Genomic DNA, 22696 nt, shown 5'->3' with positions numbered 1-22696 from the left:
CCTTTCAATTTGGGTAAAATTTTTGGACAATAATTCCTCTTTTCTCCGTGTTCTCTGCGTAGCTGTAGTTAAAAATAAATTACTTTTAAACCGTAGACGCACAGAGAACGCAGAGAGAAAAGCATGATGGCGATCGTTAATTTTGAATTTAGAGCAAAGTGGCGTGACTTATGTGTATAGAATTTGGGCGGGAAATCTGCGGCAATCTTGATATTGCAGAATCGCGGGAGTGGTTAGTTACTAACGGTATTGGTGGTTACGCCTCTGGGACTGTGGCTGGTTTATTGACTCGCCGCTATCACGGATTATTGGTAGCAGCATTAAAACCACCTTTGGGTCGCACCTTAATGCTGGCAAAACTAGATGAAACTGTATTGTATGGCGTTAGCGCAGCTCCTCAGCATGAGGCTCGCTCTTATTCTCTAGACACCAACCGTTGGGCAGATGGTATTGTCAGTCCGCACGGTTATCAACATATTGAACGTTTTTCTCTGGAAGGTACAATTCCTGTATGGTGTTTTGCTGTTGCTGATGCCTTGTTAGAAAAACGCGTATGGATGCAACAAGGCGCTAATACAACTTATGTCCAGTATACTTTGCGTCGTGCCACTCAACCGCTAAAGTTAACGCTCAAAGCAATAGTCAACTACCGCGATTATCACAGCGACACTCAAAGTAATGGTTGGCAGATGTCTGTTGAGGAGGTAGAACAGGGGATTTGTGTAACTGCTTATCCGGGTGCTGTACCACTATATCTACTGAGTGATTCACCTAAAGGCGATGCCTACGGCGGCAAGCTACGCAGCGTTTCACGTGTTAGTGTCTCTATTGTCCACAATTGGTATCATGGCTTTGACTTGGCAGTTGAACGCTATCGGGGATTGAGAGATAAAGAAGACCACCTCCACGCCGCCACTTTTGAAGTTACACTGAATCCTGGGGAAGCGATCGCCTTTGTAGCCAGTACAGAAAAACAACCAAATCTCAATGGTGAAGCTGCACTAAAGTTACGTCGCGCTCAAGAACAGAAGTTAACGGGATTTTGGAAAACTAATCGACCCCTGAAAACTAAGGAATCACCTAGCTGGATCGACCACCTAGTACTAGCTGCTGACCAGTTTATTGTCGATCGCTCATTGCCAGAAGACCCCTACGGTAGAACCATTATCGCTGGTTATCACTGGTTTAGCGACTGGGGACGCGACACGATGATTAGTCTACCTGGTTTGACAATTTCCACTGGTCGTCCAGAGGTAGCACGCTCAATTCTTCGCACCTTTGCCAGATACGTAGACCAAGGAATGCTGCCTAATCGCTTTCCCGATGCAGGTGAGCAACCAGAATATAATACAGTCGATGCCACTCTCTGGTACTTTGAAGCAGTCCGCGCCTACTACAGCGCTACAGATGATGATACTTTGCTTGGTGAACTCTTTCCCATACTTGCAGACATCATTGATTGGCACTGTCGCGGTACACGCTACAACATCCATCTCGATGCAGCCGATGGCTTACTTTATGCAGGCGTTGCAGGCGTACAACTTACCTGGATGGATGCCAAAGTTGACGATTGGGTAGTTACGCCCCGAATTGGCAAACCGATTGAAGTTAACGCCCTCTGGTACAATGCTTTACGGACAATGGCAAAGTTTGCCCGTCAGCTTGGTAAACCACACCAAGAATATGAAGCAATGGCAGAGCGGGCAAAGTATAGATTTTCTCGCTTCTGGAATGACGAGATAGGTTATTGCTATGACGTTTTAGACAGTCCTGATGGTGATGATGCGGCGTTACGTCCTAACCAAATATTTGCTGTATCTTTACCAGAAAGTCCGCTTACAGCTGCCCAGCAGAGGGGTGTAGTGGAAGCTTGCGGGCGAATGTTGCTGACTTCTCATGGGTTGCGATCGCTTGCCCCCAATCATCCTCAATTCCAGGGTAAATACGGGGGCAATCAGTATCAACGTGATGGAGCTTACCACCAGGGAACCGTTTGGGGTTGGTTGTTGGGGCCGTTCGTCTTAGCACACCTGCGTGTCTACAAAAATCCCGAACAGGCTCGTCAATTTTTGGAACCAATGGCTAATCATTTGACTGCACACGGTGTTGGCAGTCTCAGCGAAATTTTTGATGGTGATGCTCCGATGACTCCACGGGGATGTATTGCCCAAGCGTGGACAGTGGCAGAGGTTTTGCGTGCTTGGTTGGCAACAACGAGTTGATACGCCGAACTATGCTCTATCTACAAAGCTGATTTTGTCAAGAATTTTTAAGAAATTAACATCCTTCAGAAAAGGAAAGACGTAATGCTGAAGTAATCCTCAAAAGTTTATAGACACGCCCTAGTGTTAGGAGGAAATTATGCCGTCAGGAATGATGATCGAAGGCAAATGGACAACCGATGGGAATAAATCAGATCCCAGCGGTAAGTTCAAGGAAACGCCGACAACGTTTCGCGATCGCATAACAGCCGATGGTTCTAGTGGGTTTAAGGCAGAAGCAGGACGCTATCACCTCTACATTTCCTTAGCCTGTCCGTGGGCGCATCGCACCTTAATTATGCGAGAACTCAAAGGTTTGAATGATGCCATCTCAGTCTCTATCGTCGATCCGATTATGAGCGACAAGGGATGGATGTTTTCTGAAGCACCGGGAGCTATTCCTGACTGGGTGAATCATACTCAATATTTACAAGAGATTTATCTGAAAGCCGATCCTAAATACACAGGACGAGTCACTGTTCCGGTGTTGTGGGATAAGCAAACTCAAACAATCATCAATAACGAATCTCGCGAAATCATGCGGATGTTTGATGTAGAGTTTGGGGAATTGGCAACACAAAAAATAGACTTATACCCACGCGACCTACAGTATAAAATTGATGAAACGATTGATGCAATTTATCTACCAATCAATGTTGGTGTATATCGCGCTGGTTTTGCGACTTCACAAGCAGCCTACGAAGATGCGGTAACTGAACTCTTCGAGAGTTTAGATCGATGGGAAGCTATTCTGAACGAGCAGCGATATTTATGTGGCAATCAACTCACCGAAGCCGATATTTGTATGTTTGTCACTCTGTATCGCTTCGATTCAGTGTATTACGGTCACTTTAAGTGCAATTTGCGGCGAATTATCGACTATCCAAATCTCTGGAATTATTTACTAGACCTATATCAGCGTCCTGAGTTCAAAGCGACTTGCAATCTAGACTATACCAAGCGCAGCTATTACATGAGTATGACTGATATTAATCCAAATCGAATTGTCCCTAAGGGGCCGATCGTTGATTTTGACCAACAGCACGATCGCGTAGGCGTAGCCCGTCGTAGACATCGCTTCACTAAAACGTCTCCTAGAGAAGTTATCGCTCCCTATTCATAGAAAAGAAATTGCACAATCTAACTGGAGTAACACCATGAGCCTTGTATCAGGTATCCACCATGTTGCAGTGGTGACAGCAGATATCGACCGCTTTATCGACTTCTATACTGATGTATTCGAGATGCCAGTAATCTTCCAAGAAACGACCCCAGCCTTTCGTCACGCACTTCTGCTAGCTGGATCGCAGAGCGTGCTTCACGCAGCAGAGATGCCTAATAATATTCATAGTTCTGGATTGCCGGATATGTTTGGACGAGGACACATCGACCACTTAGCTTTGAATGCCCCAACAGAATCAGCATTTCAGATTATCCGCCGCAAACTGATAGATCGAGGTGTGAGTGATGGCGCGATCGCCGACCTTGGCCCAGTACTTAATTTATCATTTTCCGATCCTGATGGTATGCATATTGAAGTTTGCCTGATCGTCGATGCTTCACTCCAGGGTTTTCACCAACCGCGGCCATATTTAGAGACTATCAACCAATAGGTTGAAGTTAGCGTTAGCCCCCTTCGCTGTTTGTGGTTAATTAATAGTGTCGATTTCGTCTGCTTATTTTTAACTTGCGATCGCATTCAGAGAAAATAATCATGATTTATCATAATTTTGCTCGCAGCCAATTGTTTTGCCCAATATAAAGGGTTTTCCTATGACTGAAATTGAAATTTACAGTGCTGCTTTAGGAGGAAAAATATGACAGCACATATCCTTTTGATGGAAGATGAAGTCAAACTGGCGCGATTTGTCGAATTAGAACTTAATAGCGAAAGATACCGAGTAGGTGTTGCCCATGATGGCATCGCAGGCTTGACTCTGGCGCAAGACTCCTCCCAGATTTAGCAATTCTGGATTGGATGCTTCTAGGGTTGACGGGTTTGGAAACTTGCCGGCGTTTGCGAACAACAGGTAGTACCAGTGATTTTGTTGACAGCAAAAGATGAAGTGAGCGATACCTACGCCTCGCTGCATTAGATGCAGGAGCCGATGATTATGTAGTTAAGCCCTTCAGCATTGAGGAACTATTAGCTAGAATTCGCGCTCATCTCCGGCGCACGCAAGAAACAGACGAGGATTTGTTGCAATTTGAAGATTTAAGCTTAAATAAGCGCACTCGCGAAGTATTTCGGGGAAAAATGAAGCATTCAGTTAACAGCAAAAGAATTTGACTTATTAAAATATCTCCTTTCACATCCCCGTCAAGTATTTACTAGAGATCAAATTTTAGAGAAAGTTTGGGGTTACGATTTCATGGGTAATTCTAATATTATTGAAGTATATATTCGTTATTTGCGACTCAAGTTAGAAGAAAATAATGAAAGACGTTTGATTCATACAGTCCGTGGTGTAGGCTATGTATTACGGGAGTAATCGTAATGACTTGGTAATTTCGAGAAAAGCAACATATTCAAGATAAAAGAGAATTATGAAGAAAAAATGGGCTGTTAAACGACTGACAGTAAATCTCACAACCGAGGAAATGAAGAAACTTGAACAATACTGTACTCTTACAGGAAGACCAGCAACAGATGTAATTCGAGAATTGCTTCGAAGTCTTGAGGTTGACAATGCTGAAAACTCTGAGATAGGAACAGCAGACTCAAAAATCACTGTTGGCAGTTCGTCAAAATCACACTAATTATCGACTCGAATATAGCGTTTCCTTATTAGAATCAGCTACAGCTTAACCTCACCCCCAACCCCTCTTTTCACTAAGGAGAGGGATTGGGGGTGAGGTTTTGATATGTACTTTATGCACCTGAGAACTTCTATATCCCGCCAAATTAACGCCTTTACGCCTTTTGCCTTTGCTATGTCTTAACAAGCATCGATTATGGGCATCATAATCCCAGTCCGAATACATCAGCTAGCAGCCAGAAAACTATTTGGCAGCAAGTTTTGCATTTACAAATATAGTTTCAACCGATGGTATATAGTTTTAGACCTTATCTCTTTGTTTCTCGATATAGTTTGTACGCTGTATTTCTTTTGGGATGCGTACAGATTCAATTGGGAGTAATCTGTAGCGTAGGTATTTGGATATTATCAGAAGCTAAATTACAAGCAGCCCAAGCACATCAGACCTGGAAATCACCTTTAGGATTGACTGAGCAAGTCACCACAGTAAATCCTGAGCCAGCAGAGCAATACTCAAAACCACTCCCCTATCGATTAAAACCAACACCTATTTTGCTGGCAGCACCCGAAAACTTCAATCCTGATTTGCGATTACCACCATCGCTACCCGAACCACCACAGAATTCTAGCCCACCACCGCTACCCGAAACACCGCAGCAGAATTCTAGCCCACCACCGCTACCAGAACCACCGCAGCAGAATTCTAGTCCACCAACAACTTCCACCAAACCAAAAACGCCGGATGTAGTTTTGGAACGTATTGATACAGACTATCACTATGAGGCAGACAACTTTGGTCAAACGAATTTTTTCCTAGAACCAACAGTTCAGTTTCGATTGAGAAATGGCAATAAAATATTTTTCAAGACAGGTTTTAACTTCTTTGAGCAACGCGGTGTTGAATCAATTACCAATTTTCCCTTGCAAGTTGGATGGCAAGGAAAAATTGGACAAATCACTTTACAAACAGCAGCTGGAGTCGATGTGTTCAATCGTTTACCCACAGCTATTAATCTCAATGTTAAGGTGGATGCTCCTATTTCGCCGCCGCGAGTTTCGTCATCAGGTCGATTGCTATCGGCAGCAATAATATCAGGTAATTTAGAACAAGGGCCTTATAAATCTAATGCTCGAACTTTAGACAATCAAATTACCGCTTGGCGATTTGGGCCTGATTTATACTGGCAGATTGACCGTAATACCAGCTTATATTCGTCATTGCGTTTGGGTAGTTACAACGATGGTAATTCTGAGGTGCAGTCTTTTAGTAGGTTAGAGCGCAAGTTCGGACAATTTTCTTTGGCAGCTAACTTGTTTACTTGGAGTTACGATCGCGATTTAGAACGCACAAGCGGTTATTTTTCTCCACCAGATTTCTTAGTTTACAACGGTGAGGTAGCTTGGGAGGGAGATATTGCTCAATTCTTACGCTGTCGCCTTGCTGCCAATTTAGGACGACAGCGACTTAAAGGAGAATTTGACAACGCCAATACCTATCAAACGCGCTGTACGGTAAAACTGTCGCCCAGTATAGAAGCAGACTTGGGCTATAGCTTTAGTAATATCCGCAATCAAGAAACCGGTGGAAGCGCCTACGGTGGTAATTCCTTCACAGGACAGTTGCGGGTCAAATTTTAACAAAAAAGAATTCAGGAGTCAGAATTTAGAATGAATACAAAATCAAGCACGCTATATATTTTTGATTTTTTGAAAATTATTAACTTTGACTATCAAAGGATTCTTAATTTTCACTTCTAACTTCTAACTCCTGGATTCTGAATTCTGTTTTTAAAATCAAAAATGGTATAAGGCTGGAGAATGAAAGCACCATTACCTGATAACGAAACACAGCGAATCGAATCTCTTTTGCAGTATAAAGTACTCGACACTCCTTCGGAAACAGCCTTTGACGACCTCACCCGTTTAGCCTCGTATATTTGTGGAACTCCCATTGCCTTAATCAGCTTAATTGATACTAATCGTCAGTGGTTCAAGTCAAAAGTTGGTTTGGATGCCCTACAAACACCCCGCGATTTGGCATTCTGCGCCCATGCTATTGTGCAACCTGAAGTTTTAGTTGTGCCTGATGCCACAGAAGACGAAAGGTTTGCGACAAACCCCCTAGTCACCTCAGATCCGAATATTCGGTTTTATGCTGGTGTACCGCTGACTAATCCGGAAGGATATGCACTAGGAACACTTTGTGTAATCGATCGCGTACCAAGAAACCTCTCTCCAGAACAACTTGAAGCATTACGAATTATTGGTCGCCAGGTAATTAAGCAACTAGAAATGCGCCGCAATTTAGCAAGTTTGGTATTGGCAAGTGATACACGCAAACAGTCTCAGAAAACACGCAAACAATTTTTTCAAAGAATAGCCGGAGGATTTGGGTTAGCATCGGCAATTTTAGTTTTGATTGGCGTGATTTCTTATCAAAACACACACAGGTTGATTGATACGAATAATCAAGTACAAAGAACTCAAGAGAAAATCAATCAACTAGAAGAATTACTGTCTGATATGAAGGATGCTGAGACTGGACAACGCGGTTACATTCTCACTGGACAAGAAAGTTATCTAGAACCTTATCAAGCAGTAATTGGAAACATCGATCGCAAAATTGTAGAACTGAAAGATTTAATCGCAGATCAACCTAACCAACAAAAGCAGTTCGCAACTCTTGAATCTTTGATAGCTGCAAAACTTGCCATACTCAAGCAGACTATATACCTGCGTCAAAATCAAGGATTCGAGGCGGCGTTGCAGGTAATCCAGACAAATCAAGGAAAACATCTCATGGATGATATCCGCAAGCTCGTCCATGAGATAGAAAATCAAGATAGAGGGTTGCTTCAACGGCAGTCACAAGCTGCAAAAGCCACTGCTAACAACACAGTTTTGACACTGGCGATCGCTATTTGTTTAAGTTTTTTGATTCTGGCTATAGTCTACTACTTTATTTACCGTGAAGGAAAAGAGCGGAAATTAACAGAGGAAACACTGAATCAAGAACGCAACTTTATCTCAGCAGTCCTTAATACAACCAGCGCTTTAGTAATAGTTATTGACACGGAAGGGCAAATCCTTCGCTTCAATCAAGCTTGCGAACAAATTACTGGTTACTCATTTGATGAGGTGAAAGGGAGGCATTTCTGGAACCTGTTTCTACTTCCCGAACAGGTAGAGCCGGTTAAAGCAGTTTTTGAGCAGTTGCGATCTGGTGAAGCACCCAAAGAATACGAAAACTATTGGGTAACTAAGGATGGCAGCCGACGGCTCATTTCTTGGACTAACACTACCTTGAAAGACTCTGAGGGGCAGGTTGAATACATTGTTGCTACAGGTATTGACATCAGCGATGTCTTTGAGGAACTTCGCTTGCGCAAACGAACTGAACAGCATTTGAAAGCAGAGTATGTTACAACCCGAATCTTGGCAGAGTCAACCACAATCAATGAAGCCATGCCCCAAATCTTGCAAGGAATCTGCGAAAGTTTGGGATGGGATTTAAGTGAATTTTGGATGGTAGATGGGCGAGCAAATCTACTGTCTTTGCTAAATTCATGGTATAAAATCTCCTTCGAGATGCAAGAGTTTGACATCCTCAGTCGGCAGCTGACATTTGCACCAGGAATTGGGCTTCCTGGCCGTGTCTGGGCTAGTCTTGAACCTGTTTGGATTGCTGATGTCGTTAAAGATCGGAGTTTTATCCGCTCTCAAATCGCTGCCGAAGCACAACTGCACGGAGCTTTCGGTTTTCCGATCTGTAGTGGTAAAAAAATCATCGGTGTGATTACCTGCTTTAGCCATAAAATCCAGCAAGCTGACCCAGATTTGGCAAAAGTCATGAATTTGATTGGCGAGCAAGTAGGGCAGTTTATTGAGCGCAAGCAGGCAGAAGAACAACTCCAACGCCAAAACTTGCGATCGCAACTATTTACTGAAATCACCCTCAAGATTCGTCAGTCTTTGCAAATCAAAGAAATTCTCCAAATCACTGTCACCGAGGTTCAAAAAATTCTCCATAGCGATCGAGTTTTGATTTATCAGCCTTTCGCTGATGGCTCTGGAGCTACCGTGGTTGAGGCAGTAATTTCTGGCTGGCTAGCAATTAAAGAGAAAGAGCTAGTCAATGCTTACTTTCAAGCCGAATACATCCAGCAGTACTATCTACAACAGTACCGTCAACAACCGAATCTAGGGCTTGCTGACTTGAATATAGCTGAAGTCCAAAAAAACCATCTTGAATTACTGCAACAATTTGGAGTCCAGTGTAATTTAGTCATACCCATTCTTGTCAAAGAAGAACTCTGTGGTTTGCTGATTGTCCATCAGTGCGGCAGTTCTCGCCAATGGTCTAGCTTTGAAACTCATCTTTTACGGCAAATAGCTGACCAAGTAGGTATTGCCTTAGCCCAAGCCCAAATGTTAGATGCAGAAACTCAACAACGACGAGAACTCGAAATTGCTCGTCATCAAGCTGAATTAGCTTCTCAAACCAAAAGTGCCTTTTTGGCCAACATGAGCCATGAAATTCGGACTCCCATGAATGCTGTGCTGGGGATGACAAGCTTAATGTTAGAAACTCCCCTAAATTCTGAACAGCGGGATTTTATGGAAACAATTCGCATTAGTGGCGATGCTCTCTTAAGCCTGATCAATGAAATTTTGGATCTGTCCAAACTAGAGGCTGGGGAAATGGCACTAGAAACTCTAGATTTTGACTTATCTACCTGTGTAGAAGAAGTATTGGAATTATTGGCTCCCTCTGCCCATCATAAGGGATTAGAAATTGCAGGATTAATTTACAGTAACGTCCCTACCCACCTCCAAGGCGATGCTGGCCGTCTGCGGCAAATTCTGATGAACCTGATTAGCAATGCAATCAAGTTCACCAGCAAGGGTGAGGTAATATTACGAGCAGAATTGCGATCGCTTTCCTTGACTACAGCCACCATCTATTTTGCGATCGTAGATACCGGTCTTGGCATTACCCCTGAAGATCAATCCAAACTTTTTAAGCCATTTACCCAAGTAGATGCTTCTACCACCCGTAAATATGGCGGCACAGGTTTGGGATTAGCCATCTGCAAACAACTGGTAAGCTTGATGGGAGGAGAAATGGGCGTAGAAAGTCGCTTGGGGGAAGGATCTAAGTTTTGGTTTGAAATAACTCTCGCCAAGCAACTTGACTCTATTTCCTTAGAAGGCGAACGCGAACTTTTGCTCAATCGCCGCTTGTTAGTAGTGGATGATAATGCTACTAATCGCAAAATCATCTACCATCAAGCTACCCGTTGGGGGATGCTGGTGGATCAAGCTGCTTCGACTACTACTGCCCTCAAAGCTATTCAGGAAGCCGCCAAGCAAAAAAAATTCTATGACATAGCTGTGATTGATATGCAGATGCCAGAAATAGATGGCATGACTTTAGGAGAACAAATTAAAGCAAATTCAGCGATCGCTGGGCTACCTTTAATTATGCTTACTTCTACTAATCAACGCGATGAAATCCAACGAGCGCTAAAAATAGGATTTGCGGCTTATTTAGTCAAACCTATTAAGCCGTCCCGACTTCTCGATACCATCATGACTATTTTAGGAACGCAGCCAGAAGAAGAGTCAGAAGTCAGAATTCAAGACTTAAAACTGAAAAATTCTGAAAACAACCGCAACTATTATTGTGACTCCTCTAAACTTAGAATTCTCTTAGCTGAAGATAATTTGGTGAATCAGAAAGTCGCTTTGAAGCAACTCAAAAGCCTGGGTTATAGCGCTGATGTTGCTGGTAATGGGAAAGAAGTTTTGCAGCTATTAGAAAAAATTCCCTACGATTTAATTCTGATGGATTGCCAAATGCCAGTTCTCGATGGTTTAGAAACCACAAAAGAAATTCATCGTTGGCAAGAAAGCTACTTTGCTAGTGGTTATCGTCCGGTGGTAATTGCAATGACAGCTAATGCCATGAAAGAAGACCAGCAAATGTGTCTAGATGCCGGAATGGATGACTATTTGAGCAAGCCAGTAATAAAAGAAAAATTGGCGGCAGCACTAGAGCGTTGGGGAAATGCGATCTTCGAGGCAAAAGAAACAACTGCCACAGAGCAAACAGTTTCTACAACAGATGTCGGTGCAGTTAACCTCCCAATTGATTGGGAACGCTTACACCAACTATCGGAAAACAACCCAGAATTTGAATTGGAACTACTGCAAATATTTGTTGAGGATATTCAAGCTCGTCTAGAGTTAATTAAAATAGCGATCGCAGCTCATGACTTTGAGCAAATAATATACCAAGGTCATCAAATTAAAGGTTCTAGTGCCAATATGGGAGTTACAACCATGCATCTAGCAGCCGAAAAACTAGAACAACTAGCTTATAAGCAAGAGCGTCGAGGTTCTAGTAACTTAATCGTAGAGTTAGAAGACTTTATTAAACGCATCCAAGAGTTTTTGAACTATAAAGATAGTAACGCCACAACCTGAAATAATAATATTTATTAATCAATTCACGGGATAAACACTTATTTTACATTTCTCATTACTAATTTCCTATTTTACAGATAGAAATTTTAACCGATTGGGAATAATAACAAAGTATATTCGGTGAGTTAGCTGCATCATAAGCTAAGAAGTTTTAGCTTAAATGTCAGTTAAATACATCATCTATTATTCCCAATTGATTCCCAAAAAGTGAGGTTTTCCTAATGAGTCAGATGAGTAGAGACGATGTACGAGAAAGACTTGGTAATATCGATCAGATCCGCGATATTATTCTTGGAACACAGCTAAGAGAATACGAAAATCGATTTAGCAAGCTGGAGTCAGATATATCTCTCCTACAACAACAGACACGATTGCATGTTGAGCAACTCAAGTCCAACTTTTCGGCCGAACTAAAAGCAGGATTTGAATCGCTGGATAAAAAGCTGAAATCACTGAACCTCGCAACTCAAGAAGAAACTCTTGACTTACGGCAACAGGTTGATAGACTTAATAAAAAGTTCTCTAGCAGCGTTCAGTCACTTGATGAAACCTTAGATAGCCAAACTACCTCGATTCGAGATGAAATCTTTCAAACTAAAGTCCAATTACAAGATGATGTTACGGCATTACGGGATCTGATTTTAGAAGAAATAGATCGGCGCTTCTCACAGCTGACAGACACGAAAGTTTCTAAAGACGATATGGCTGAAACTTTGTTTGCCTTGGGAATGCGTCTGAAAGAAACTGAATTTATTCCTAAATTGCGAGAAGCAGCCAATGAACGCAGCGATGAATATACTGCTGTACCGCTTCTAGAAACTACAAAGTTATCAAAAGTAAATGTTAACTCACTCTAACAGTACAGCAGAATCACATTCATAATCAAGTCAGAAAGTCAAGAGAGATGAAGGAGATAATGACTCCAAACTCCAAACTCACAATCCCTAACTCAGCACTCTAAAAAGGATAACTCAGGTGGAAAATTCGATTTCTCAATCTGTTGAGTTGAAGTCAGAAACAGCTGTGCAGCTTGACAATTTGCTGCATTTGCTTATCGATCTCAAAATTATCGAATCCCCTGAGCAACCTCCTTTATTACCATCAGAAACTGATAATAGTAATGAGTATATTCCAGAAGAAATTGAATTACTGCAACTTCCTTCAGTGACATTAGAAGTATGTGAAGCTTATTTAGAGTCGGATTTTAATTTTCCTCAAGATATATCTAATTACTCGCAAACTACTCAAGGAAAATTAGAAGAATCTATTGAAATATTTACAGAATTTGAAGAAAAATTAGACAACTCAGAAGATGCATTGCAAAAATTACGGGAGATATTAGTCGGATATGAACTAACAGAAATAAACAATATTACAGATAAGTTGGAACAAAATTTAACAAAAATAGAGCATCAAATTTATGACCCTAAAGAGCTAATAAATCTACTACTACCGTGGATTTCTGAACTTTTAAGGCTGAAGATTACAGAGTCGAGAGAGGAAATTGTCCAAATAATCGCTCCGATCATTGATGAAACTATCCGCAGTCGCACTGAACAGGATAAAGTTAGCATGAGTACAGCGATCGCACCTGTAATTCCTCTAGCTATTTCCCAGCAAATTATTATAGCTCCAGAAGAAGTTTCAGATGCGATCGCTCCGGCAATGGGACGAGCCATAAAAAAGCAAATTGAAATTGAGCAGAATATTGTGGTGGATGCACTCTACCCAATTATTGGTAGTACCATAGCCAAATATATGGCAGAGACAATCCGTGCCATTAATCGACAAGTTGAAGAAACCCTTAGTGTTGAAGGCGTTAAACGTAAAATTCGTGCCAAGCTACAGGGAGTTTCGGAAGCAGAATTAATTCTTAAAGAAGCTCTGCCATTTAAAATTCAAGCCATTTTCTTGATTCATAAAACATCTGGTTTAGTTATCTCAGATATTCAGCACTCTCATGTAGAGCAGCTAGAGGCTGAAATGGTAGCAGGAATGCTGACAGCAATTCGTAGCTTTGCCAATGATTGCATCAATCAATCTGGAAGCATAACAGAATTAGATGCAATTGAATATGGAACATCCAAAATAATTTTAGAAGTTGCAGGATACTGTTATTTAGCGATTGTTGTACAAGGAGAACCAAGCAAAAACTTTATTTGGAAAATGCGGCAAACATTCAGCAGAATTATTAAAAATTATGGTAATATAATTGAAAAATTTGACGGCGACCCAGATTTAATTCCTCTTAAAATTCATACACTTTTAGAAGAGTTAAAAAATTCAGGTATTCAGGATAAAAAGAAAGCGAAAATCTCGGTACTACAGCTATTAGCCTTAACAGTTATCGGTACCATTTTCATTCCTTGGGGTATTTGGCAGTACCGTAGTGGAGTTATACATTCCATTGAAAATCAAACTTCGTTGGCTTTAACTTCTGTTCCAGAACTAGCCGTATATCGGCTCACTGTACAAGTAGAACACAACAAAATAAAACTAACAGGACGATTACCTAATCAACTTCTTCGCCAGAAAGCCGAGCAAACTGTCAAAATCACCTCTCCTAATTGGTTGATTGACAATCAAATTTTATTAGTAGAAGTACCAGCAGATCCCGTATTAGCTGCTGCTGAAGTCAAACGAGTCACAGCAGTTTTAAATCAAAGTAACGATATAGCAATTTCCGCTCAATATATCACTGGTAAAGTAGCTGTTGAAGGAACTGTCAACCAAATTACAGATGCTCAGATTATTGCAAATGCATTTGCACAAATTCCCGGTGTCAAATCTGTCTCTAGTGCGGTGCGAGTAGAACCCCCACAGATTGAAGTTCGATTTTACTTTCAACCCGACTCAGCGAGTTTAATGAAAGCAGATATAGCACACAAGATTCAACAGGTTAAGTTTTTCCTTAATCAGCACCCAAATAAGCATTTAAAAATCATTGGTTATAGTGACCATACTGGCGCGAACAAATCTCCAAAATTGGCACTGGCGCGAGCAATGGCTGTACAACAAGCACTGATTAAATTAGGCATCGAGCCATATCGCCTACAGGTCATTGGTAGGACAAATTTACCACCAGGAATTGATGTAACTCAACCCTTATGGTTAAGCCGCTGTGTCGCTCTAGAAGCGATAAACAAGGAATTTTAAATTTATAGTAGTTATGATTTTGATAAAATATTCTCTACTTTCCTTCAACTATGTCTACAATCTCTAAAAAAATATGCTTATTTGGTGATTTTGGTGTTGGTAAAACTAGTCTAATTCGCCAATTTGTAGAGTGTCAGTTTAGTGATGAATACCTTTCAACTGTAGGAGTAAAAATCTCTCGTAAATTGGTTTCTGTTTCCGAGCAAGACCCACATTATGAACAAAAATTACAGTTAATAATTTGGGATATTGAAGGTAGTAATAAGTTTAAAGCAGTCGCTAAAAACTATTTTCAAGGTTCTAAAGGTGCTGTGATAGTCGGTGATGTGACACAAGCAGAAACGCTCAATCATATTCATGAGCATATTCAAACTTTTTTAGCTGTTAATCCTAACAGCTATATTGTTGTTGCACTGAACAAATCAGATATGATTGCAGCCGAATATTTAGAAAAAATTCGGCAAATGCATCAATTTACTAATCAAGCTAATATATTAGACACTTATGTAACCTCAGCTAAAACTGGTAATAATGTTGATAAAATATTTCAAGCTTTAGCCACTCGTTTAATTTAATTAAGATGAATTCATTTTTTACAAACCTATTAGCTGTATGTGGTATTGAATATTTGATAATTGATGAAAACTTAAAGATTCTAGAGATATCTTTGGGATTAAATCATTTTACCGATCTTCCTAATGAAGTAAGGCTCGGTCAAGATGTTCGGATTTTGTTTCCAGAATTAGAGGGATTAGAAGATATTTTTGATGCAATTCTCCAGGGAGAACAAGATAATTTTGAATTAAAAGGAATTATGCGATCGCAAGATACGCCTTCTCCTTTATATATTGATATTCGTATTACTAATAATCTCCAAGAAGACCATTCTAGGAATCAGCTAACCATTATTGTTGAAGATGCGACAGAACGGATGGTGCTTGAGCAATCTTTATTTCAAGGTGCAAATGAAGCAAATCTTTTATTACGCAACTTAAAAGCTTCTAAACAATACATTGACCAAATTGTGACATCAATGGCAGATGCCTTGTTAGTAACAACGCTATCAGGCGAGATCAAAAAAATGAATTATGCCGCACAAATCTTATTGCAATACAACGAAATAGAACTCATCGGTCAACCGATCGCAAAAGTTATTGGAGAAGCCAGGAAATATCAATTGATAATTGATGATATTGATATATCCCACAGTCAAGACATAAATTTTTTAGCAAAAGAAGTAGAAACCGTTTGTTATACCAAAAGTGGTAAAACAATTCCCGTAGCTTTTTCATCCTCAATTGTAAAGACAGAAATTGAACATTTTCAAGGTTATGTTTACATTTTGCGAGACATGACTGAACGAAAGCAGGCAGAACTTGCTAAACAGGAATTCTTAGCGATGATTAGCCATGAAGTTCGGACTCCGATCGCATCGGTAATTGGTATGGCCAGTTTGTTGCAATACACTGAATTGACTGCTGAACAGCAAGATTTTGTTGAAACCATTTACACCAGTGGAAATTCCTTACTCAAAATTATTAACGATTTCCTTGACTTCTCCAAAATCCAATCGGGTAACTTAGAACTCGAAGAGGAACCTTTTGCTTTACGAAATTGCATTCATGAGGCTCTTTATCTACTTGCGCCTACAGCTAGAGAAAAAGGTTTAAAACTCACATTTTTAGATAGTCCTCAACTTCCTACTACGATTGTGGGGGATATCACCAGACTGCGCCAAGTCTTGATTAATTTAATCAGTAATGCGATTAAATTTACCGAAACTGGAAGTATAGAAGTTTCAGTTATAATCCGCAAGAAGAGCGATATTAATCATTCTTATGCTGCAAATCCTGACGAAATTCAGTTTAGTATTAAAGATACAGGCATTGGAATTCCACGCGATCGCCTGGAGCGTTTATTTAAAGCTTTTAGTCAAGTTAACTCCTCCATTACTCGACAGTATGGCGGTACTGGCTTAGGTCTTGCTATCTGCAAGCAACTGTGCGAGTTAATGGGTGGCAGAATTTGGGTTGAAAGTGAGCTGAATGTAGGTAGTACATTTTACTTTACGATTGCCGCTTCTGTTATTTCAGAGGAGTCAGCAGCCAGTGTGGTCTTCTCCCAACAGGAGATACCAACAGCAATCGAGCCTTCACAAGTGGAACAACTGGCGTTCAGAAGTCAAGAGTTATTCAGCGTCAGTGCGTCTTCTTCCCCGTCTCCTGACCTACATAAATTAAGAATTCTTTTAACTGAAGATAATCTGGTGAATCAGAAAATAGCCTTGAAGCAACTCAAAAGTCTCGGCTACAGTGCTGATATTGCTAATAATGGAAAAGAAGCGTTGCAACTATTAGAAAAGATTCCTTACGATTTAATTCTGATGGATTGTCAAATGCCGATTCTCGACGGTTTAGAAACCACAAAACAAATTCATCGTTGGCAAGAAAGCAGCTTTGCTAGTGGTCGTCGTCCTGTAGTAATTGCAATGACAGCTAATGCAATGAAACAAGACAAACAAATGTGTTTAGATGCTGGAATGGACGACTATTTGAGCAAACCGGTGATGAAAGAACATTTGGCTGCAACGCTAGAGTATTGGGGAAATGTAATATTCAAAGTAAAAGAAACAGCTGCCACAGAGCAAACAGTTTCGACAACAGATGTCGGTTCAGTTGACCTCCCAATTGATTGGGAACGCTTGCATCAACTTTCAGAAAATAACCCCGAATTTGAATTAGAACTACTACAAATATTTGTTGAAGATATTCAACCTCGTCTAGAGGTCATTAAAATAGCGATCGCAGATCGTGACTTTGAGCAAATAGCGCTCCAAGTCCATCAAATTAAAGGTTCTAGTGCCAATATGGGAGTTACAACCATGCATCTAGTAGCAGACAAACTAGAACAATTAGCGATCAATCAACAGCGTCGAGGTGTTACTAACTTAATCGTACAGTTAGAAGATTTTATTAAACGCATCCAACAGTTTTTAATCATCAGTCAGTAGTTACTATCTCCCTACTCCAATCATAGGCATTTTTTGTAAGATTTACTAATAAATAAACAGTAACGATTATCTACTGTCGGCTCATAACTCAATTTGTCGGCAATGGCAAACATGATTTTTAAACCCCGGCCGCGCTCTCGATTGTTATCCTCAAATTCAGATGTTTGGCGCAATTGCTGTTCTAAGTTAAATGGTTTGCCTTGAGACCAGATGCGAATTTCTATGTATTCATCTAACCGCACAGCTTCCATCTCAATCGGAGTTTCAATAGGTAAGTTTTTGTGGGCATGTTCGACAATGTTAGTAAAGCCTTCCATCATCAGCGTTTGACATTGCCACCAAATTTCTCGATCGGGAATAGGTGGTTGATTCATCTGCTCGAACCAAGACAAAACTTGAGGCGAAACTGTCAGGTCTGTATTGACTTTGAGATAAATTTTCTGATTCACTTCTTAACTAAGAAAATATTTTGAAATCATCATATTCGTTAATTAGTTTATTTAATTTGAGTATTTTTACTATACATTAAAAACTAAATTGCATATAACTTAAATTAAAGCAACTATTTACCAATTATTTTACTTAGTAAACTGTAATTTATGTTTAAAATTCTGGTTATTGATGATGACCCGACAGTGCGAGCAGTACTGAAAAGCACACTCCAAAGGCAGGGTTATGAGACTACTGTAGCTAGCAATGGTGAAGAAGGAATTATCCAAGCACAACTGCTACATCCTGCCCTGATTATCTGTGATTGGATGATGTCACAGGTAGATGGGCTAGAAGTGTGTCGTCGAATTAGAACAGATCCAGAATTGGCAACTACTTTTTTTATTCTATTGACGGCTAGGGGAGCAGCTCGAGGAGAGGAGGAAGATAGAGTTAGAGGGCTTGATGCGGGAGCGGATGAGTTTATCTCCAAACCAATAGAGATGAATGAATTAAAAGCACGGGTAAGAGCAGGACTAAGGTTACACCAGCTAAATCAGGATTTGCAAAGTCAAAAGCAAGCTTTGGAGACACTAAATCAGGATTTGCAAACTCAAAAGCAAATTTTGGAAGCAGAATTGTCTGAGGCCGCTGATTATGTGCGATCGCTTTTACCCTCACCGCTTGTAGGAGCAGTAACTACAGAAAATCTGTTTATTCCCTCAGCGCAGCTAGGGGGTGATTGCTTCGACCATTATTGGATTGACGAGGATCATTTGGCAATTTATTTGTTAGATGTATCTGGTCATGGGGTGGGTTCAGCCCTCCTATCGGTATCCGTACAGAATGTTTTGCGATCGCAATCTCTACCAAACACTAACTTTTGTCAACCAAGTGAAGTCCTGAAAGCTCTCAATCATGCCTTCCAAATGAATAAGCACGGTGATAAATACTTTACAATCTGGTATGGAGTTTATCACCGCCTTAAACGTCAACTTATTTATGCCAACGCCGGACATCCACCAGCTTTACTGTTATCTAATACCTCCACAAACAACATCGAACTTAAACAGCTAACTTCTTTAGATTTACCAATTGGCTTTTTACCTGAAGTCAAATTTGAGGATGCTGTTTTTCAGGTTGAAGAAAACAGCACTTTATACATTTTTAGTGATGGTGTTTATGAAATTAATCAGTCAGATGGTAAAATTTGGGGGATCGATGCATTCATTGACTTACTAACCAAATATAGTCAGAATACCTGTAACCTCAATCAACTATTAGCAAAGATTCTCACCTTAAAAACTCAAGATAATCTTGATGATGACTTATCTTTAGTCAAAGTTTACTTTAGTTAGAATAGTCAGCTATGCATACTTAAAACTGGGTTATTTAACAGCTTATTGTGTTGCTAATACTTGACGATAAAAGTCATCTTTGTCAGTAAAGGTTTGAAAAATTCTATCCATTTTAGTTAGTTCAAACAACATCCTGACTTGATCGCTTATCGAACAAACAAACAGTTTAGCTTTAGCAGTTCGTACCATCTGCATTGCTGATACTAAAGCACCTAAGCCAGAGCTATCAATAAACTTTACTTCCTTCATATCGATTAATAAAATATCAGCGCCATTTGCTAGCATACTACTAACTTCACGACGTAGTTCATTACCTTTAATTCCATCTAATATTCCAGATATTTCTAGTACTTTTACACTCAAATTCATGGTTTTATTCTCCTATTATGTAGTTATATTTTGGCATTGAATTCAGGTAAAGCGCAATAGAGAAAGTCTGTAATTAGCTTTGTTTTACTACTTGCTGATGACTATTATTTGCGATGGCCATAAAAAAACTAGCATCAACCCATTGCCGAGAAATTTCAAAAGCTTCAAAATAGCCGTCTTTTTGACCTAACTCACGTGCCCAGAACCGAGACAGAACAAGTATGGCATCAAGTTGCATAAATGCTTTATTTAACTCTGATTCATAACAACCGATTGCTGCAACTTTTTCCTCAATTACAGAAGTTATATCTACAAAAAAGTTGGGTTCAAAACCGCGCAAAAAAACAGGTGGGGCTGAATACCACAAGGGTATATTTTTGCGGGTAGCAACATTAGAAACTGCGATCGCACATACTTCATGATCTCTATGCCCATATTTTTCCGGTTGTGGTGCGTGAGTAATAATCAGATCCGGTTGCCAACGTCCAAGAGCTTCTTCAGTAACTTTAATCACTGCTTGTGTGGAGAAATTGCACTCCTCAAGTGCATGAAACTCGTAAGTTGCACCGATGATTTTGCCAGCTGCATCTGCTTCTTGATGACGTGTACCCTTAACAGGCGAACTAGAAAGACCGCCATCAGTCAAAATTAAGCAACGAACATTCCATCCTGCCTTAGACATCAGACTGAGAGTACCAGCAGCAGGTAGAACTTCATCATCAGCATGAGCATAAATTGTTAAGACAGTTCGCTGACCAAAGTTTTTTGAGTCTGAATGAGTGTTCATAGCTGTTTTTTCTAGGCTGGATTTATAAGTCAGTAGTCATTCTTCCTTCTGCTCACTCCTTATACTTACCTTTTAAACCTCTTTTGGAGGCTGCCAAACAGATGCGCGGATGATCGCCCACAAAAGTAATAAATTATAAATAGCCCATGCACCATTAAGCAGGTGAACATCAGGATTATTTAAATGGCCAATTGCGAATTGGTAAAGGCTCCATAACATTCCTAAGATGGTAAGGATAAAAACAACCAACTGCGGCCAAACAAGCCGGAGATAAATCCCAGATTGCCGTTGCTTAGGTGTAACTTGGAAATTAAGTTTTTGTCCTGTGAACACACTCCATACAGCTTGGATTAATAAGGGGAATAAAGCGATCGCATATTGTTCAGAACGCCATACTTCTCTAGCTGGAATGCCCCAAGTAGCTGTAAGGAAAGTCAGACGGTTAATAATAAATGCTGGGAAAAAGTGTATAGCAAAGTCAGACCCGTAGCTTCTAACTGGAACAATGTCTGTAAAAAAATAGATAATTGGACAAGAAATAAAAACCAGAGTTGCAAAACCAGAGAAATAACTATACATCGTCTTGAAATATTGCAACCTTTGCCAAAACGTTAGCCCTGATTTTGTCAGTGGATTTTCTCTCACTAGCACTTGGATAGTTCCTTGTGCCCAGCGTAACCGCTGTTTTAGAGTAGAACTGAGATCGTCTGGTGCTAAACCTTCTGCCAAAAGTTCATTGTGGTAAATAGATTTCCAGCCAGCACTATGCAGACGCATAGCTGTATTCATATCTTCCGTAATGCTATTACTGGATACCCCACCAACTAAATCAAATTCATCTAAACGTTTTTCATCTTTGGCAAATTCATCAGCAAAGTTTTGCAGTCCTACACTAACTAATGCCTCACGTCTGAGAATCGCATTTGTGCCCGTATAAAACGCAGCATTCATGCCATCTTTACCTTGTTGAAGTGGCCCATAAAATAAATTTGCTCGATGTCCAAAAGGATCGCCTGGAGGAATATTGTAAAAATCCTGGCGGGTCTGTACAAAAGCAATTTGATTCTGGTCGTATTTTCCGATTAAAAGATTATAGGTGTAAAAATAAGGCAGAACTCGCTTGAGAAAATTTCGCTTGGGAATGTGGTCAGCATCTAGAGTAACAATAAAATTTCCTGACGTTTCTCCAGAAAAAATTGCATAGTTGATGTTGCCTGCTTTCGCATGATGTGCAACACCAGGCGTCTTCGGACGAGCAATGTAACGAAAACGAGCCAGTTCAACTAGTTCTAGTTCTTTTTTGTAAATAGCTTCTTCTAAAGCTTTCCGTTCGGTAAATAGGCGTTCGCGTAGCGTCTTTGCAGGAAAATCGCTAATACTTTGATGAATCGGAGGTAGCCAAAGAATCAGCGATCGCAAACTTTCCACAAATCCAGCCGCAGGCTGGGTCAACACTGATTCTGATGATGTTTGCAGCCATTGTTCGGCAGCTTGAGTATTAGGTGTCAGATTTTCTAGTTGCTTCAAACGCTCCAACAATCCAGCATGTTCTGCATCAATCCGTTCCGCTTCTAGCTGTAACTGTGGGGACTGCAAATCTTGAATACACAATCTTTCTGTCATTGCTCGCATATCAGCCGAATTCCCATCATCCAGCACATAAACGCGTAACTTGATGGGGGGATAATCCATTGCTAAGGCAGCTTTGGCAGTTTTTTCGACAATTTCCGTCGGCTCATTATAGCAGGTTACAAATACATCCACTGTTGGCCAGTCGGCTTTGGGTATGGGTGGGGTCATCTGGTCGAGAGACTTAATTTGTCTGACTAAAGGTCGCCACAACCCAATTACAAACATGACGCCACCGAAATAGCTGTAAATCTCAGCTATCAACAAAGGAATAGAAATCCAGAGGGCATCAAAATTGATCGAATGGGTGACGCGCCATTGCAAATACCAGATGCCAAAAATTAAATTGATTTCTGCTAAATAACGAAATAACAGCGTTCTTTTTTTGAGTAATGAGCGGCTGTTACCAGAAAAGTTTGTCAGAGAAACTGAAGCCATCTTAGTACCAA

At 40.5% G+C, this 22696-nt stretch carries 14 protein-coding genes and 3 pseudogenes; 13 read left to right on the top strand and 4 right to left on the bottom strand.

Annotation, left to right across the window (positions count from 1 at the left end):
- Nucleotides 1–170 precede the first annotated feature (170 nt).
- From V7K45_RS12110 to V7K45_RS12060, 12 genes and pseudogenes are all read left to right on the top strand, one after another.
- Nucleotides 171–2222, top strand: coding sequence for an amylo-alpha-1,6-glucosidase (locus tag V7K45_RS12110; RefSeq protein ID WP_335003649.1), 2052 nt, complete (start codon nucleotides 171–173; stop codon nucleotides 2220–2222).
- A 139-nt stretch (nucleotides 2223–2361) separates the two neighbouring features.
- Nucleotides 2362–3384 (top strand): glutathione S-transferase family protein, encoded by a 1023-nt coding sequence (locus V7K45_RS12105; RefSeq protein WP_335003647.1) that lies wholly within the window; start codon nucleotides 2362–2364, stop codon nucleotides 3382–3384.
- 34 nt (nucleotides 3385–3418) lie between these two features.
- On the top strand, nucleotides 3419–3874 hold the full coding sequence (locus V7K45_RS12100) for a VOC family protein (protein WP_335003645.1): 456 nt from the start codon (nucleotides 3419–3421) through the stop codon (nucleotides 3872–3874).
- Nucleotides 3875–4078: 204 nt separating this feature from the next.
- Nucleotides 4079–4753 (top strand): annotated as a pseudogene (locus tag V7K45_RS12095) (response regulator transcription factor).
- Nucleotides 4754–4808: 55 nt separating this feature from the next.
- Nucleotides 4809–5021, top strand: a complete 213-nt coding sequence (locus V7K45_RS12090; protein ID WP_335003643.1) for a CopG family transcriptional regulator — start codon at nucleotides 4809–4811, stop codon at nucleotides 5019–5021.
- A gap of 287 nt (nucleotides 5022–5308) precedes the next feature.
- Nucleotides 5309–6658: a hypothetical protein gene (locus V7K45_RS12085; protein ID WP_335003641.1), complete on the top strand. Its 1350-nt coding sequence runs from the start codon at nucleotides 5309–5311 to the stop codon at nucleotides 6656–6658.
- A gap of 180 nt (nucleotides 6659–6838) precedes the next feature.
- Nucleotides 6839–11509: a response regulator gene (locus V7K45_RS12080; RefSeq protein WP_335003639.1), complete on the top strand. Its 4671-nt coding sequence runs from the start codon at nucleotides 6839–6841 to the stop codon at nucleotides 11507–11509.
- Between the two features lie 230 nt (nucleotides 11510–11739).
- The gene (locus V7K45_RS12075; protein WP_335003637.1) at nucleotides 11740–12366 is read left to right on the top strand and encodes a hypothetical protein; all 627 of its coding nucleotides are present in this window, start codon (nucleotides 11740–11742) and stop codon (nucleotides 12364–12366) included.
- A gap of 118 nt (nucleotides 12367–12484) precedes the next feature.
- Entirely contained in the window at nucleotides 12485–14665 is a 2181-nt protein-coding gene (locus tag V7K45_RS12070) for an OmpA family protein (protein ID WP_335003635.1), read from the top strand.
- 50 nt (nucleotides 14666–14715) lie between these two features.
- Complete coding sequence (locus tag V7K45_RS12065; protein WP_335003633.1) at nucleotides 14716–15240, top strand: Rab family GTPase; 525 nt, start codon at nucleotides 14716–14718, stop codon at nucleotides 15238–15240.
- 5 nt (nucleotides 15241–15245) lie between these two features.
- Nucleotides 15246–16013 (top strand): annotated as a pseudogene (locus tag V7K45_RS32975) (PAS domain-containing protein); the annotation flags it as partial.
- A gap of 12 nt (nucleotides 16014–16025) precedes the next feature.
- Nucleotides 16026–17675, top strand: a pseudogene (locus V7K45_RS12060) (ATP-binding protein); the annotation flags it as partial.
- 20 nt (nucleotides 17676–17695) lie between these two features.
- On the opposite strand, the gene V7K45_RS12055 reads toward V7K45_RS12060, so the two are convergent.
- The gene (locus tag V7K45_RS12055; protein ID WP_335003628.1) at nucleotides 17696–18124 is read right to left on the bottom strand and encodes an ATP-binding protein; all 429 of its coding nucleotides are present in this window, start codon (nucleotides 18122–18124) and stop codon (nucleotides 17696–17698) included.
- A gap of 150 nt (nucleotides 18125–18274) precedes the next feature.
- Between V7K45_RS12055 and V7K45_RS12050 the strand changes: the two genes are divergently transcribed.
- Complete coding sequence (locus tag V7K45_RS12050) at nucleotides 18275–19462, top strand: PP2C family protein-serine/threonine phosphatase (RefSeq protein WP_335003626.1); 1188 nt, start codon at nucleotides 18275–18277, stop codon at nucleotides 19460–19462.
- Between the two features lie 42 nt (nucleotides 19463–19504).
- Here the strand turns inward: V7K45_RS12050 and V7K45_RS12045 are convergent, their stop codons facing one another.
- The 3 genes from V7K45_RS12045 to V7K45_RS12035 all read right to left on the bottom strand — a co-directional run bounded on the left by V7K45_RS12045 (nucleotide 19505) and on the right by V7K45_RS12035 (nucleotide 22685).
- Nucleotides 19505–19831 (bottom strand): STAS domain-containing protein, encoded by a 327-nt coding sequence (locus V7K45_RS12045; RefSeq protein ID WP_335003623.1) that lies wholly within the window; start codon nucleotides 19829–19831, stop codon nucleotides 19505–19507.
- A gap of 73 nt (nucleotides 19832–19904) precedes the next feature.
- Nucleotides 19905–20618, bottom strand: coding sequence for a PIG-L deacetylase family protein (locus tag V7K45_RS12040; RefSeq protein WP_335003621.1), 714 nt, complete (start codon nucleotides 20616–20618; stop codon nucleotides 19905–19907).
- Between the two features lie 72 nt (nucleotides 20619–20690).
- Nucleotides 20691–22685, bottom strand: coding sequence for a glycosyltransferase (locus tag V7K45_RS12035; protein ID WP_335003619.1), 1995 nt, complete (start codon nucleotides 22683–22685; stop codon nucleotides 20691–20693).
- Nucleotides 22686–22696: the final 11 nt, after the last annotated feature.

Origin of the sequence: Nostoc sp., from assembly GCF_036917375.1 — a bacterium.
GTDB lineage: Bacteria > Cyanobacteriota > Cyanobacteriia > Cyanobacteriales > Nostocaceae > Nostoc.
The sequence above is the reverse complement of the archived record's forward strand: the minus strand, read 5'-3'. Positions and strand labels throughout refer to the sequence as shown.